The following is a 13,795-nucleotide window of genomic DNA, read 5'->3' on the forward strand; positions in this document are numbered from 1 at the left end:
AAGGCGGGCGCCGGCTCGCGTGAAGAAAACCCGCCAAAACAACCGGGAACCGGTTCCATTTTCGTCGCTTTCGCGGCCCGCCTTCCTATATAAGCCGTTGAGAATAGGACGCGGACCACGATGACGACGATCGACGAAATCAGGGACAATTTTGCGCTGCTGGACGAGTGGGACGACCGTTATCGCTATGTCATCGAGCTCGGCCGCACGCTGGAGCCGTTGTCGGAGGCGGAGCACTCGGCCGAGAACAAGGTGCAGGGTTGCGTCAGCCAGGTCTGGCTGTCGAAGCGGATCGATCACGATGCCAACGGTGAACCGCGCCTGAACTATATCGGCGACAGCGACGCCCACATCGTGCGCGGCCTGGTCGCGATCGTGCTGACGCTGTTTTCCGGGCGCACGCCGAAGGAAATCCTGGCCACCGACGCGCTCGCGCTGTTCGACGAGTTCGGCTTCCGCGACCATCTGACGCCGCAGCGCTCCAATGGCCTCCGCTCAATGGTCGATCGCATCCGCAACGATGCGCGCGAGGCACTGGCATCCGCCGCGTAAGCCGCTTACTTCCGCTTCCGTGCCTGCTGGCCGAGCCCCATCTTCTTGGCGAGTTGCGATCGCGCCACCGCATAGTTTGGCGCCACCATCGGATAGTCGGCCGGCAAGCCCCATTTGTCGCGATATTGCTCCGGCGTCATGTTGTACTGCGTGCGCAGGTGGCGCTTGAGCGACTTGAAGCGCTTGCCGTCCTCGAGACACACCAGATATTCCGGCGTGATCGACTTCTTCATCGACACCGCAGGCTTCGCCGGCTCGCTCGGCGCGTCGGTGCGGCCGGCCGACACCCGCAGCAGCGCCGCGTGGACCTGGCTGATCAGGCTCGGAATATCCGCGGCCGGCGTCGGATTGTTGCTGAGATAGGCCGAAACGATGTTTGCGGTCAGTTCGACCGGCGTCTTGCCTGACATATCGGACATGGCTCAATCTTCCCCGTGCTAGCGACGGCCCGGCGCCCCACCGGACAGTATCCACGTGCAGCAATACATCAATGGAATCGCGTACTACTTCGCGAATATGAGCGAATTACAGCAATTCTGACAAGAACGCCCGTGTTTTAGATTTCGGGCCGCCCGCCCGCAAGTATTCCCGTAGATCTACGGCCGCTGCTCCAGATGCGAGCGGAGTTCGTCGATCGAGGCAAACCGCATCATGCCCTCCGGCATCTGCGCTTCGATCGATCCGTCCGAATAAAGCGAATAGGCCATGCCGTCCACCACGCCCGATTTGAGCACGGTCACCGGCGGCTGCTCCTGGGGCGGCGGCGGGTGGCCTGATGATGGGGCCGCGCCGGCTGACTGGGTCTCGCCGAAGGTGGATGGCCGTGGCGTACGCCGTGGGGCGACATCGACCGACCGCGGCCGTTCAGCTTTCGGCCAGGCATCGTCGAATGTTGCCGGCGCGGGCTCGGCCGCTGCGGCCGGACCAGGACGCAGCTCCGGCGACAGCAGATCCGGCGTCAGCGGCTCGGCCGTACGGCTCTGGGCCCGCTCCCGTTCTTTCCGCGAGGACGAAAACAGCAGGTTGCGCCGCTTGGGCGCGGCTTCGCCCTCGGGGGGCGCGCCACCCGGCACAGCCGGCGGCGCCTCGCCCGGGGCGCCACGTGGAGCGATTTCGTCGTGCCAGGGCGGCGGTGCCGCGGACGCGGATGGCGAGACGGGCGGGGCCAGCGGCGGAGGCGCGGCAACCTTGGGCTCACGCGGCGGCGGGAAAACAGGATCCTCAAGGGCATTGCGCGGAGAAGTTGCGGACGGCAGCGGAACCTCGGCCCGGGCGCCGGCGGCAACCGGATCGAGTCGCCGCGCGATGATCTGGAGTTCCCGAAGGATGGCGGCGAGCGCCAGCACGATCGCGCCGGTGCAGACGCCGGTCACACCCGTCGTGATCAGCGCACCGCCGACGCTGAATTCCTTGTAGGGGATTCCCAAGCCGATCGCCGCCAGGCCCGCCACGACCAGGCCCACGCCGACGACCAACAGACCAACCATCATCGAACTAACCCCCGGGAGACCCGACCGAAAATCGACGCCGGCCACCAGCGCCACGATACCGTCATATTGCCCATACCGCCAACCGCCAATTGTAGGCGGAGTTCCCTAAAATCCCGCTTAACCGGGCCTGGCGCGCGTCTTGATCGCGGCTGCAGCCGCGGCCAGGAAATCGCCTCCCGTAGATTTACTGGCTACGAATTGCTGCCAATTTATTGCAACGCATCTGGGAAATTACGCCACAATTACCAATTACTCGGAAACGGAACTGCGCTATGGATGCCGGGGAATGAGGCCCTAAAGCGCCAAACTGGGCCACAGGCACGCCGGTATCACTAGCTATGTCATCGATTACGACGTCTGCCCTCGAGGCGCCTGCGCGGCGCTCGGTGGAGAAGACCTGCGACGATCTCGCATTCCTCGTCCTCGGCGTGGTCGCCGTGGTCGCCGGCCTCACGTTCCGCGATTACGGTCTCGGCTGGGACGACTACACCCACGCTGAATACGCCGACCTCCTGCTGCGCATGTACGGGTCCGGGTTCAAGGACACCGGCGCGCTCTCCTTTGCCAATCTCTATATGTACGGCGGCGGCTTCGACATGGCCGCGGCGCTGCTGCACAAGGTCATTCCCCTCGAACTGTTCGAGACGCGCCGCCTGCTCGGCGCGATCGTCGGCGTCATCGGGCTTGCCGTAACCTGGCGCCTGGCGCGCCGTGTCGGGGGCCCGCTGGCGGGACTGGCGGCGCTGTTGCTGCTGGCACTGTGCCCGACCTTCTACGGCCACATGTTCATGAACCCGAAGGACGCGCCGTTCGCCGTGGCGATGGTGGTCCTGATCATGGGCCTGGTCCGCCTGATCGAGGAATATCCGGCACCCTCGCCGCGCACGATCCTGATCGTCGGCCTCGGCGCCGGCCTGTCGATCGGCTGCCGCGTCCTTGGCGGCCTCGCTTTGATCTACGCAGTCATCGGTTTCATCCCGCTCTGGATCGAGGAATTCCGCAAGCAGGGCCCCCGCGAGGCGGCCCATCGCTTTGCCCATGTCGTCTATGTGCTGCTGCCGGGGCTCGTGCTCGGCTACCTCGTGATGGGCCTGATCTGGCCGTGGTCGATCATGGAGCCCGGCCATCCGCTGGAAGCGGTGACCTATTTCTCGCACTTCTTTGAGAAGCCGTGGAAGGAGATGTTCGACGGCGCGCTGGTGTCGGTGCCGGACATGCCGTGGTCCTATCTGCCGACGCTGTTCGCGCTGCAGCTTCCCGAAGTGCTGCTGGTGCTGTTGACCGCGGCCGTCATCACCACCTTGACGTCGCTGTCGCGCATCGATGTGCCGGCGAAGCGCAAGACGATCATGCTGATGCTGACGCTGGCGGCGACGCTGCCGCTGGTGATCGCAATGGTGAAGCGGCCGGCGCTCTACAACGGCATCCGCCACTTCATCTTCGTGATCCCGCCGATGGCGGTGCTCGGCGGCGTCGCCTTCGCCCGCGGCATGGACTGGCTCGGCGAGATCCGCCGCGCCTGGCAGCCCGCGGCGCTCGCCGTGTTCGCGTTCGGCCTGCTGCTGCCGCTCAGCGAAATGATCCGCCTGCATCCGTATCAGTACACGCACTTCAACCACATCGCCGGCACGGTGCGGACCGCCGACAATTTCTTCATGCTGGACTATTGGGGCCTGGCGCTGAAGCAGGCGTCCGACGGGCTGCGCGAGCAGCTCGCGGAGCGGCAGGAAGTGCCGCCGCAGCACCGCAAGTGGAAGGTTGCGGTGTGCGGACCGCAGCGCCCCGCGCAGGTCGCGCTCGGGCCCGACTTCACGATCGGCTGGGACAGCCATGCCGCCGACTTCGCGATGACGCTCGGCGAGTTCTACTGCAAAGGCCTGGCCGCGCCCGTGATGGTCGAGATCAAGCGCGACGACGTCGTGTTCGCCCGCGTCTACGATATCCGCGGCCGCAGCATATCGAGCCTGCTGGCGATCCCGGCGCCGTAACGCAAAGCACGCCTGTTACGCTCCTGCCCACTGCCGGAGCATGATCTTCCCGCATCGTGGGCCAGCCGTCGCATGCTGGCATGACTGTCACGCCGTTACGCCGCCTTGCCGCGATCCGGCGGCGGCGCTACGCTTGGATCAAGCAACAACATCAATGGAGCATCGGCCATGTCGCCAGCGGAAGCGCGCCTGAAGGAAGTGCCATCGGATATCAGTGCGGCGGAATGGGAGCAGCGGATCAATCTGGCCGCCTGCTACCGGCTGGTCGCGCTCTACGGCTGGGACGATCTGGTCGACACCCACATCTCGGCGCGCGTGCCGGGACCGGAGCATCACTTCCTGATCAACCCCTACGGGCTGATGTTCGACGAGATCACCGCCTCGAGCCTGGTCAAGGTCGACCTCGACGGCAACCAGCTCTCGAAGAGCGATTACAGCATCAACCCGGCCGGCTTCACCATCCATTCGGCGATCCACGAGGTGCGCGAGGACGCCGGCTGCGTGCTCCATCTGCACACGGTCGACGGCACCGCGGTGTCGAGCGGCCCCGATGGATTGCTGCCGCTGAACCAGACCGCGCAGCTCGTCACCCACGATCTCGCCTATCACGACTATGAGGGCATCGCGCTCGATCACGACGAGCGCCCGCGCCTGCAGCGCGATCTCGGCAGCAAGAACCATATGCTGCTGCGCAATCACGGCACGCTGACGGTCGGCCGCTCGGTCGCCTCAGCCTTCGAGCGGATGTACCATCTGGAACGCGCCTGCTCGATGCAGGTGGCAACCCGCGCGCTCGGCGGCAGCGCGTATCCAGTCGATCAGCACGCGATCGACAAGAACACCGAGCTGCTCTCCAACCCCGATCGCGCCGAGCTGCGCTCGACCCAGCTGGTCTGGCCACCGCTGCTGCGCAAGCTGGACCGGGTCAATCCCGGATATCGTGATTGAAATTTCATGATTTTCGGGTAGGCTGACCGCCAACACCCTCTACACGACCTGAATCAAAACGCCGCCCAATTCCGGGCGGCGTTTTTACGTACGGCCCTCATCCGTAGCCCGGATGGAGCGCAGCGCAATCCGGGGATGCACGCCACCATCCGCGGATCGACTATCCCGGATTTCGCTTCGCTCCATCCGGGCTACAGCGCGCTCGCCCTATTTCGCCTCGGCGAAGGCGGCGAGAATGCGCGCCCAGGAGCGGATACCCTTGTGAAAACTCTTGAGGTCGTATTTCTCGTTCGGCGAGTGGATGTTGTCGTCGTCGAGCCCGAAGCCGACCAGCACGCTGTCAAGGCCGAGCGTGCGCTTGAAGTCGGCGACGATCGGGATCGAGGCGCCGGAGCCGATCAGCAGCGCCTCCTTGCCCCATTCGTCGGTCAGCGCGCGGCGCGCGGCCGCCAGCGGCTTCATGTTCCAGTCGAGCGCGATCGCCGGCGCAGAGGAATGATCGATGAACTCGGCCTTGCAATCCGCCGGCACGCGGGCCTTCACGTAGTCGCGGAATGCCTGGCGGATCTTCTCGGGATCCTGCCCCTCGACCAGGCGGAACGAGACCTTCGCCGACGCTTCCGCCGGGATGACCGTCTTCGAACCCTCACCGGTATAGCCGCCGACGATGCCGTTGATGTCGCACGTCGGACGCGACGAGACCTGCTCGATCAGCAGACGATCCTTCTCGCCGGCCGGCACCGACAGGCCGATCGGCTTGAGGAAGCTCTCCGGCGTCAGATTGAGCTGCTTCCACTGCGCCAGGATGTCCGGCGGCAGATCCTTCACGCCGTCGTAGAAGCCGGGGATGGTGATGTGGCCGTTCTCGTCGTGCAGGCCGCCGAGTATCTGCGTCAGCACGCGGATCGGATTCTGCGCGCCGCCGCCGAACACGCCGGAATGCAGGTCGCGATTGGCGGCCTTGATCTTGACCTCATCATAAACGAGGCCGCGCAGCGAGGTGGTGATCGCCGGTGTGTTGGGGTCCCACATGCCGGTATCGCAGACCAGCGCGAAGTCCGCCTTGAGCTCGGCCTTGTTCGCTTCCAGGAACGGCACGAAATTCTTCGAGCCGATCTCCTCCTCGCCCTCGATGACGATGGTGATGTCGATCGGCAGCGATCCCGTCACATTCTTCCAGGCCCGGCACGCCTCGACGAAGGTCATCAGCTGTCCCTTGTCGTCTTCGGCCCCGCGCGCGACGATGATCTTGCGTCCGTCAGCATGGTCGGTCACGACAGGCTCGAACGGCGGACGATGCCAGAGATTCAGCGGATCGACCGGCTGCACGTCGTAGTGGCCGTAGAACAGCACATGCGGCCGCCCGTCGGTCGCGCCGTTCAGCTTGCCGACCACGGCCGGATGGCCGGCGGTCGGCCGGACCTCGGTCTTGAAGCCGAGGGTTGCGATATCCTTGGCGAGGTGATCGGCGGCCGCCTTGCAGTCGTCGGCAAAGGCCGGATCGGCCGAGATCGATTTGATCCGCAGCAGCGTGAACAGCCGCTCGAGACTGTTGTCGAAATCGGCGTCGATACGGTCGAGGACGGGCTGCAGCTTGGCGTTGGACATCGCTCATATCCTTTTTGTTTGGACATTGCCGACGTTGTAGCGCGCCGGCCGCCCGAGGCAAAGCCGGCTGTCCATTCCGATCGGGTGATCGCGATGCTACCTGCGCAGGATTCCACCGAGCGCGCCGCGCACCAATGCGCGACCGATCGAGCCGCCGACCGAACCACCGACCGACTTGCCGAGATCTGCGACCACGCCGCCGACCACCTTGTCGGTCACCGAGCGCGTGACGTTGCGCGCGATCACCTGTCCGGTCGAGAGCCGGCCGCGCTTGACATTGGTGCCGAAGATCGTGGCGACGATCGAGCCGATCTGGCCGAGGATGCCGCCGCCTTCGCCAGGCGCGCCGTCCGCCGGCGTCGCCGTGCCGGCGAGGCGCTTCTGGATGATCTCGTAGGCGGACTCGGCATCGATCGCGGTGTCGTATTTGCCCTTCACCGGGCTCGCATCCATGATCGCCTTGCGTTCCTCCGGCGTGATCGGCCCGATCCGCGCCGATGGCGGCCGCACCATCACGCGCTCGACCATCGACGGCGTGCCGCCGCCCTCGAGGAACGAGACCAGCGCCTCGCCCTTGCCGAGCTCCATGATCACCCGCGCGGTATCGAGCTTCGGATTGGGCCGGAAGGTCTGCGCGGCGGCGGCAACCGCCTTCTGGTCGCGCGGCGTGAAGGCGCGCAGCGCGTGCTGCACGCGGTTGCCGAGCTGCGCCAGCACCTTGTCCGGCACGTCGATCGGATTCTGCGTGACGAAATAGACGCCGACGCCCTTGGAGCGGATCAGGCGCACCACCTGCTCGATCTTGTCCATCAGCGCCTTCGGCGCGTCGGTGAACAGCAGATGCGCCTCGTCGAAGAAGAACACCAGCTTCGGCTTCGGCAGGTCTCCGGCCTCCGGCAATTCTTCGAACAGTTCCGAGAGCATCCAGAGCAGGAACGTGGCGTAAAGCCGCGGGCTCTGCATCAACTTGTCGGCGACGAGAATATTAACCATGCCGCGGCCGTCGCGGTCGGTCCGCATGAAATCCTTCAGCGTCAGCGCCGGCTCGCCGAAGAACTTGGCGCCGCCCTGGTTCTCGAGCACCAGGAGCTGGCGCTGGATCGTACCGACGGTCGCCTTGGACACATTGCCATAGCTCTGTGCGGCCTTGCGGATCGGCGCCAGCGGATCCTCTTCGCCATCGGCAGCCTTCTTGCTGCCGTCGGGCGCGATCGCATCCAGCAGGGCGCGCAGATCCTTCATGTCGATCAGGGCGAGGCCGTTCTCGTCGGCGACGCGGAAGGCGACGTTGAGCACGCCTTCCTGCACGTCGTTCAGATCGAGCATCCGCGACAGCAACAGCGGTCCCATTTCGGTGACGGTGGCGCGCACCGGATGGCCCTGCTCGCCGAACACGTCCCAGAACACGGTCGAGAACTGATCCGGCTGGAAGGTCAAGCCCATTTGCTGGGCGCGCTTCACGATAAAGTCCTTGGCCTCGCCGACCTCGGAGATACCGGAGAGATCGCCCTTGATGTCGGCTGCGAAAACCGGAACGCCGGCGCGCGCAAATCCTTCAGCCATAACTTGAAGCGAGACGGTCTTGCCGGTTCCGGTTGCACCGGTGACGAGGCCATGCCGGTTGGCCAGTGCCAGCGTCAGCCAGGCTGTCTCCTCACCCTTGCCGACAAAAATCTTCTCGTCGGTATCGGCCAACTTGTTGTCGGAGGTCGCCATCGCTTCGCCTCTTCACGCAGATTCAGATCGTTTCGATCATCGCACCCGGTTCGATACTCGAACCCGGTTCGAAACCGCGAACCCGGCTCGATACCGAACCAGTGCCATCATATTGCATCTTGCCGGTCGATTGAAACCGTCACCGCAAGCTGACGTATATTGCCGCGCCACAGGTTCCTGATATTTATTCTTGGCGAAGTGACGAAAGGCATTGCGCATTGCGACGAGATGGTGTGAATCCGCCGCTCACTCTTGCAGCGAGGCCACAGTCAGGACGCGATCGAAAAAGAAAACCAACTGAAATGCGCGGATCGCTTGTATTTCGTGACACAGGCGCTCAAGATAAATTCCGAAGAACAACCCGGCAAAGTCCGGTTGAGGCGGGGCAAGATGGACGAATTGGTTGGACAGCTGGCCGCGAAGGCCGGCATCGACGGCGCTGTCGCTGAAAAAACCATCGGCATCGTTCTGGGTTTCCTCCGTAGCGAGGGACCGTCCGATAAAGTCCAGGCTCTGATCGACCAAATGCCCGGCGCCGAAGCGGCAATCGCCGCCTCCAACAACAGCGGTGGTCTATCGCGGTTGATGGGCGGCGGCTTGATGGCTGTCGGCACCCGGCTGATGGCGCTTGGCCTGAGCATGGGTGAAATTCAGAACGTTGCGCGTGAACTTTTCAGGTTCGGCCGCGACAAAATCGGAGCGGATCAAATGGGCGAGATCATCTCGGGGACGCCGGGCCTCAGCCAGTTTGCCTGAAGCGCTGTCCCAACGGCCCTGCACGCGCGCTCCCTTCTACCTGTTACCTGCATACGAGTATCATGACATACCCCCTCTCCGAGATCGAAGGCCTGTCCGCCTATTGCGCCACCAAACTGAAATCGCAGGGTATCCGCACGACCGACGCACTGCTTGAAGCCGCCCGCACCGTCAAGGGACGCAAGGCGCTCGCCGCCAAGACCGGGATCAGCGAACAACAATTGCTCGAGTGGGCCAACATCTCCGACTACATGCGGATTCCCGGCATGGGCAAGGCGAAGGTCGGGCTGGTCCGCGCCGCCGGCGTCACCACCGTACGAGAGCTCGCGCACCGCAACCCGTCGCGGCTGGCGCAAAGCATGAAGGACGCCAATGTGCGGCGTAAGCTCGTCCGGGTGATGCCTTCGGAGAAGTCAGTCGAGCTGCTGATTGAAGAGGCACGCAAGCTGCCTCCGAAAATCACTTATTAGCATCACTACTAGGCTGCCCTGACCGGACCCGCTGCCGCCGGCACCCGACATCGTCGCGACACCTTGACTTGCCGCTGCGGTCAGCGCAAAGCCACCGCATGATGGCAACCAGCCCCATAGCATCGGCGGTGACCGGTCCGGCCGCATCAGCGGTGCTGCCGGCACTGCTGTCGCGGGCCTATCCGGCGGTGATGGGCATCCTGAACGTGACGCCGGACTCGTTCTCCGACGGCGGCCGGTTCATCGCGCCCGAACAGGCGCTGGCACAGGCCCGCAGGCTGATCGCCGAGGGCGCCGACATCATCGATATCGGCGCGGAATCGACCCGCCCCTATGGCTCACGGCCGGTCTCCGCGGAAGCCGAAATGGCGCGGCTGAAGCCGGTGCTGGCCGAGGTGGTCGCGCTCGGCGTGCCGGTCTCGATCGACAGCATGAAATCGGAGGTCGTGGCCTTCGCACTCGACCAGGGCGCTGCGATCGCCAACGACGTCTGGGGTCTGCAGCGCGATGCCGGCATGGCGCCACTCGTCGCCGCACGTGGCGTGCCCGTGATCATCATGCACAATCGCGAGCAGGTCGATCCTGCGATCGACATCATGCAGGACATTACGGCGTTCTTCGAACGCTCGCTCGAGATCGCGACGCGCGCCGGCATCGCGTCGGGCAAGATCGTGCTCGATCCCGGCATCGGCTTCGGCAAGACGCCGGAGCAGAGCATGACGGCGCTGGCGCGGCTCGCCGAGCTCGACGCGTTCCGCCTGCCGGTGCTGGTCGGGGCCTCGCGCAAGCGCTTCATCAGCACGGTCGTGGCCTCCGAGCCGCAACAGCGGATCGGCGGCTCGATCGCGGCGCATCTGATCGCGGCGCAGAATGGCGCCCGCATCATCCGCGCGCACGACGTCGCGGAAACCGTTCAGGCGCTGCGGGTAGCCGCGGCAATCGAGGGACAGCAATGACCGACACGATCTTCATCACCGGGATCGTCATCCATGCCCGTCATGGCGTGATGGAACATGAGACCGAGGTGGGGCAGCGCTTCGTCATCGACCTCGAGCTCTACACCGACCTCTCGGAATCCTCGCGCACCGACCGTCTCTCCGACACAGTCTCCTATTCCAATGTCGTCGCGACCGCGACCTCGGCATTCAAGAACACCAACTACAAGCTGCTGGAGCGCGCCGCCGGCGCGGTGGCAGAAGACATCCTGGCCTCGTTCCCGCGCGTCCGCGCGGTCAAGGTCACCGTGCACAAGCCGCACGCACCGATCGCCGCGATCTTCGACGATGTCGGCGTGGTGCTGACCCGCTCGCGGCATCCGCTGCCACATGGCTAGCGTGCTGATCGCACTCGGCGGCAATGTCGGCGACGTCCGCGCGACGTTTCGCAAGGCGATCGCCAATATCTGCGGCATGGCGCAAGCGGCGCTCCTTGCGCGCTCGTCGGACTATTCGACGCCCCCCTGGGGCGAAGCGCAGCAGGATAGCTTCATCAACGCCTGCATCGAGATCGACACCAGCCTCGATCCGCACGCGCTGCTGTTCACGCTGCACAAGATCGAGAGCAAATTCGGCCGCGATCGCAAAAACGAGCAGCGCTGGGGTCCGCGCACCCTCGACCTCGATTTGATCGCCTATGACGACGTCACACTCAACAAGCCGGAACTGACGCTGCCGCACCCGCGGTGGTTCGAGCGCGCCTTCGTGCTGGTGCCGCTGGCCGAGATCGTTCCCGACCGCGTCATCGCCGGGCGCCGTGTCGCGGATGCGCTGGCGGGGGTCTCGACGGAAGGTATTTTCCGTCTAGCGGACCTCGACTAAAAGTCCGGCGGCCGCAAACAAAAGTTTGGCTTGGCCGCCCGCCCGTGGCAATTTCCGGCCAAATCAAGGAGCCCCGTCGGGGGGCCGATGAAGGACGATTTGGGCGGATGACGACCTCGACTGACGATTTGGCTCTGGCTTCGGATTTTGCTCCAGCGACATATGACGACTGGCGCAAGCTGGTCGACGCCGTGCTGAAGGGTGCCCCGTTCGAGAAGCTGGTCAGCAAGACCTATGACGGTCTGAAGATCGATCCGATTTACCGCCGCGCCACCAACGTGAGCCCGCTTGCCGGCCGCGCCGCCGCGACCCCCTGGCACATCCTGCAGCGGGTCGACCATCCCGACGCCGCAGCGGCCAATGCGCAGGCGCTGCAGGATCTTGAGAACGGAGCGACCGGCCTCGAATTCGAGTTCGCCGGCGGTCCCGGCGCGCGCGGCTTCGGTCTTGCCGATGCCAGCAAGAAGACGCTGGCGCGGGCCTGCGGCGGCGTCCATCTCGATGCCGGCATCATGATCGCGCTCAACCCGGTGATCGGACGCGAGAACGCTGGCGAGACCTTTGCCGAGATGGTCGAGGCCCGCAAGCTCGATCCCGCCAAGCTCGACCTGCATTTCAATTACCAGGCGCTCAGCACGATTGCCGTGCGCGGTGCTGCGACCACAGCCTGGGCCGACTACGCGAAGCCGTTCGGCCAGGTGGTGAGCGGCCTGATCAAGCGCGGCTTCAAGGGGCCGTTCGTGCTGGCCGACGGCCGGCCGGTGCATGATGCCGGCGGCTCCGAGGTGCAGGAGCTCGCCTTCACGCTCGCGACGGCGCTCGCCTATCTGCGCATGCTGGAAGCCGCAGGGCTCGATCTCGATGCGGCCCGCGCAGCCGTGTCGTTCCGCCTCAGCGCCGATGCCGACCAGTTCCTGACCATGGCGAAATTCCGCGCGCTGCGTCGCTTATGGGCAAGGATCGAAGAAGCCTGCGGCCTCGCGCCGAAGCCGATCTTCGTCAACGCGCAGACCGCCTGGCGGATGCTGACCCAGCGCGATCCCAACGTGAACCTGCTGCGCGCGACGATCGCGACCTTTGCCGCCGGGCTCGGCGGCGCCAATGCGATCACCGTGCTGCCGCACACGCTGGCGCTCGGCCTGCCCGACGATTTCGCCCGCCGCGTGGCGCGCAACACGCAGCTCGTGCTGCTCGACGAGTCCAATCTCGCCAAGGTCACCGATCCCGCGGCCGGCGCCGGCGGCATCGAGACGCTGACCTCGCAGCTTTGCGAGGCGGCGTGGGCGCTGTTCCAGGAGATCGAGAAGGCCGGCGGCATCTTCACCGCGCTTGAGCAAGGGTTGCTGCAACAGAAGGTCGCCGCAACGCGGGCCCAGCGCGAGACCAATGTCGCGAAGCGCCGCGACGTGCTGACCGGCGCCAGCGAATTCCCCAACCTGCACGAGACCGACCTCGCAGTGCTGGATGTAAAACCATCAGCGCAGATCTCCACCGCCGGTGCCAAGGTCAAGTTCGACGCCCTCGCGCCGATGCGGCTCGCCGAACCGTTCGAGGCGCTGCGCGACAAGTCCGACGCCGCGCTGAATGCCCATGGCGCGCGGCCGAAAATCTTCCTCGCAAACCTGGGCACGCCGGCGGATTTCACGGCCCGCGCCACATTTGCAAAAAGCTTCTTCGAGACCGGCGGGATCGAGGCCATCGACAGCGAGGGCTTTGCCGACGCGGCGGCGCTGGCCGCGGCCTTCAAGGCCTCCGGCGCCGCGATGACGTGCATTTGTTCCTCGGACAAGGTCTATGCCGCCCGTGCCACGGAGGCCGCCAAGGCCCTTCACGGCGGCGGAGCAAGGCATATCTATCTGGCAGGACGGCCTGGCGAGCTGGAAGCGGCGCTCCGGGCAGCCGGCATCGGTGAGTTCGTCTTCGCCGGCGGTGACGCGCTGGCGACATTGCGCGACGCCTATCGGCGGATGGAGCAGGCATGACGGCAGAGGCACCAGCGAAACCCGTTCTGACCGGCGGTTGCCAGTGCGGCGCCGTGCGCTTTGCGGTATCCGCGGCACCGAACCGGGTCAGCATCTGTCACTGCCGGATGTGCCAGAAGGCCTCCGGTGCGCCGTTCGCCTCTTTCGCCGACATCAACAAGGAGGATTTCGCCTGGACCCGGGGCAAGCCGGCGTCGTTCAAATCATCCTCGATCGCCGAGCGCGACTTCTGCGCCGCCTGCGGCACGCCGCTCAGCTTCCGCCGGATCGACGGTCCCCGCATCGAGATCATGACCGGCGCCTTCGACCGGCCCGACCGGGTGATCCCGACCCAGCAATTCGGAACCGAGTCCCGCCACGGCTGGGTGGTCGGCATCGCCAACCTGCCGAGCCAGACCACGATGCAGAATTACGGACCGGACAAGATGGCGACCATCGTCAGCCATCAGCATCCGGACCATGACTAAG

General features: G+C 65.2%; 14 protein-coding genes. 10 read left to right on the forward strand and 4 right to left on the reverse strand.

All coding sequences use genetic code 11. From position 1 onward, the window contains the following. The first annotated feature begins 120 nt into the window (after window positions 1-120). Window positions 121-552, forward strand: a complete 432-nt coding sequence (locus AKN83_RS06430; RefSeq protein ID WP_050403304.1) for a SufE family protein — start codon at window positions 121-123, stop codon at window positions 550-552. A 5-nt stretch (window positions 553-557) separates the two neighbouring features. Here AKN83_RS06430 and AKN83_RS06435 read toward each other — a convergent pair whose 3' ends face one another. Together AKN83_RS06435 and AKN83_RS06440 are read right to left on the reverse strand one after the other, a co-directional pair. Next, window positions 558-971, reverse strand: a complete 414-nt coding sequence (locus tag AKN83_RS06435; RefSeq protein WP_063695211.1) for a Ros/MucR family transcriptional regulator — start codon at window positions 969-971, stop codon at window positions 558-560. A 177-nt stretch (window positions 972-1,148) separates the two neighbouring features. After that, window positions 1,149-2,042 carry a hypothetical protein gene (locus AKN83_RS06440; protein WP_050403305.1) on the reverse strand — a complete coding sequence of 298 codons (894 nt, stop codon included), beginning with the start codon at window positions 2,040-2,042 and terminating at the stop codon, window positions 1,149-1,151. Between the two features lie 338 nt (window positions 2,043-2,380). On the opposite strand from AKN83_RS06440, the gene AKN83_RS06445 reads away from it, so the two are divergent. After that, window positions 2,381-4,030 (forward strand): glycosyltransferase family 39 protein, encoded by a 1,650-nt coding sequence (locus AKN83_RS06445; protein ID WP_063695212.1) that lies wholly within the window; start codon window positions 2,381-2,383, stop codon window positions 4,028-4,030. Between the two features lie 168 nt (window positions 4,031-4,198). Next, window positions 4,199-4,978: a class II aldolase/adducin family protein gene (locus AKN83_RS06450; protein WP_050403306.1), complete on the forward strand. Its 780-nt coding sequence runs from the start codon at window positions 4,199-4,201 to the stop codon at window positions 4,976-4,978. A gap of 207 nt (window positions 4,979-5,185) precedes the next feature. On the opposite strand, the gene AKN83_RS06455 is transcribed toward AKN83_RS06450, so the two are convergent. Together AKN83_RS06455 and AKN83_RS06460 are read right to left on the reverse strand one after the other, a co-directional pair. After that, window positions 5,186-6,586 carry a M20/M25/M40 family metallo-hydrolase gene (locus tag AKN83_RS06455; RefSeq protein WP_050403307.1) on the reverse strand — a complete coding sequence of 467 codons (1,401 nt, stop codon included), beginning with the start codon at window positions 6,584-6,586 and terminating at the stop codon, window positions 5,186-5,188. A 96-nt stretch (window positions 6,587-6,682) separates the two neighbouring features. Further along, the gene (locus AKN83_RS06460) at window positions 6,683-8,302 is read right to left on the reverse strand and encodes a helicase HerA-like domain-containing protein (RefSeq protein ID WP_050403308.1); all 1,620 of its coding nucleotides are present in this window, start codon (window positions 8,300-8,302) and stop codon (window positions 6,683-6,685) included. Between the two features lie 390 nt (window positions 8,303-8,692). Between AKN83_RS06460 and AKN83_RS06465 the strand changes: the two genes are divergently transcribed. The 7 genes from AKN83_RS06465 to AKN83_RS06495 all read left to right on the forward strand — a co-directional run bounded on the left by AKN83_RS06465 (window position 8,693) and on the right by AKN83_RS06495 (window position 13,794). Next, window positions 8,693-9,058 carry a hypothetical protein gene (locus tag AKN83_RS06465; protein ID WP_050403345.1) on the forward strand — a complete coding sequence of 122 codons (366 nt, stop codon included), beginning with the start codon at window positions 8,693-8,695 and terminating at the stop codon, window positions 9,056-9,058. Window positions 9,059-9,120: 62 nt separating this feature from the next. Continuing rightward, window positions 9,121-9,528 (forward strand): DUF4332 domain-containing protein, encoded by a 408-nt coding sequence (locus AKN83_RS06470; RefSeq protein ID WP_018270650.1) that lies wholly within the window; start codon window positions 9,121-9,123, stop codon window positions 9,526-9,528. A gap of 101 nt (window positions 9,529-9,629) precedes the next feature. After that, entirely contained in the window at window positions 9,630-10,484 is an 855-nt protein-coding gene (gene folP, locus AKN83_RS06475; protein WP_050403346.1) for a dihydropteroate synthase, read from the forward strand. Next, window positions 10,481-10,861 (forward strand): dihydroneopterin aldolase, encoded by a 381-nt coding sequence (gene folB, locus AKN83_RS06480; RefSeq protein ID WP_050403309.1) that lies wholly within the window; start codon window positions 10,481-10,483, stop codon window positions 10,859-10,861. The genes folP and folB overlap by 4 nt, the downstream gene beginning before the upstream one ends. After that, window positions 10,854-11,345: a 2-amino-4-hydroxy-6-hydroxymethyldihydropteridine diphosphokinase gene (gene folK, locus AKN83_RS06485; protein WP_050403310.1), complete on the forward strand. Its 492-nt coding sequence runs from the start codon at window positions 10,854-10,856 to the stop codon at window positions 11,343-11,345. The genes folB and folK overlap by 8 nt, the downstream gene beginning before the upstream one ends. A gap of 107 nt (window positions 11,346-11,452) precedes the next feature. Further along, the gene (locus tag AKN83_RS06490) at window positions 11,453-13,327 is read left to right on the forward strand and encodes a methylmalonyl-CoA mutase subunit beta (RefSeq protein WP_050403311.1); all 1,875 of its coding nucleotides are present in this window, start codon (window positions 11,453-11,455) and stop codon (window positions 13,325-13,327) included. Continuing rightward, window positions 13,324-13,794, forward strand: coding sequence for a GFA family protein (locus tag AKN83_RS06495; RefSeq protein WP_050403312.1), 471 nt, complete (start codon window positions 13,324-13,326; stop codon window positions 13,792-13,794). Before AKN83_RS06490 ends, AKN83_RS06495 begins: the two co-directional genes overlap by 4 nt. Window position 13,795 lies beyond the last annotated feature (1 nt).

This window comes from Bradyrhizobium embrapense, from assembly GCF_001189235.2.
Lineage (GTDB): Bacteria > Pseudomonadota > Alphaproteobacteria > Rhizobiales > Xanthobacteraceae > Bradyrhizobium > Bradyrhizobium embrapense.

Coding starts and splice junctions, on each gene's coding strand:
- AKN83_RS06465 (WP_050403345.1), top strand. CDS start 8,693: ATGGACGAATTGGTTGGACAGCTGGCCGCGAAGGCCGGCATCGACGGC.
- AKN83_RS06430 (WP_050403304.1), top strand. CDS start 121: ATGACGACGATCGACGAAATCAGGGACAATTTTGCGCTGCTGGACGAG.
- AKN83_RS06440 (WP_050403305.1), bottom strand. CDS start 2,042: ATGATGGTTGGTCTGTTGGTCGTCGGCGTGGGCCTGGTCGTGGCGGGC.
- AKN83_RS06495 (WP_050403312.1), top strand. CDS start 13,324: ATGACGGCAGAGGCACCAGCGAAACCCGTTCTGACCGGCGGTTGCCAG.
- folB (WP_050403309.1), top strand. CDS start 10,481: ATGACCGACACGATCTTCATCACCGGGATCGTCATCCATGCCCGTCAT.
- AKN83_RS06445 (WP_063695212.1), top strand. CDS start 2,381: ATGTCATCGATTACGACGTCTGCCCTCGAGGCGCCTGCGCGGCGCTCG.
- folP (WP_050403346.1), top strand. CDS start 9,630: ATGGCAACCAGCCCCATAGCATCGGCGGTGACCGGTCCGGCCGCATCA.
- AKN83_RS06460 (WP_050403308.1), bottom strand. CDS start 8,302: ATGGCGACCTCCGACAACAAGTTGGCCGATACCGACGAGAAGATTTTT.
- folK (WP_050403310.1), top strand. CDS start 10,854: ATGGCTAGCGTGCTGATCGCACTCGGCGGCAATGTCGGCGACGTCCGC.
- AKN83_RS06435 (WP_063695211.1), bottom strand. CDS start 971: ATGTCCGATATGTCAGGCAAGACGCCGGTCGAACTGACCGCAAACATC.
- AKN83_RS06470 (WP_018270650.1), top strand. CDS start 9,121: ATGACATACCCCCTCTCCGAGATCGAAGGCCTGTCCGCCTATTGCGCC.
- AKN83_RS06450 (WP_050403306.1), top strand. CDS start 4,199: ATGTCGCCAGCGGAAGCGCGCCTGAAGGAAGTGCCATCGGATATCAGT.
- AKN83_RS06490 (WP_050403311.1), top strand. CDS start 11,453: ATGACGACCTCGACTGACGATTTGGCTCTGGCTTCGGATTTTGCTCCA.
- AKN83_RS06455 (WP_050403307.1), bottom strand. CDS start 6,586: ATGTCCAACGCCAAGCTGCAGCCCGTCCTCGACCGTATCGACGCCGAT.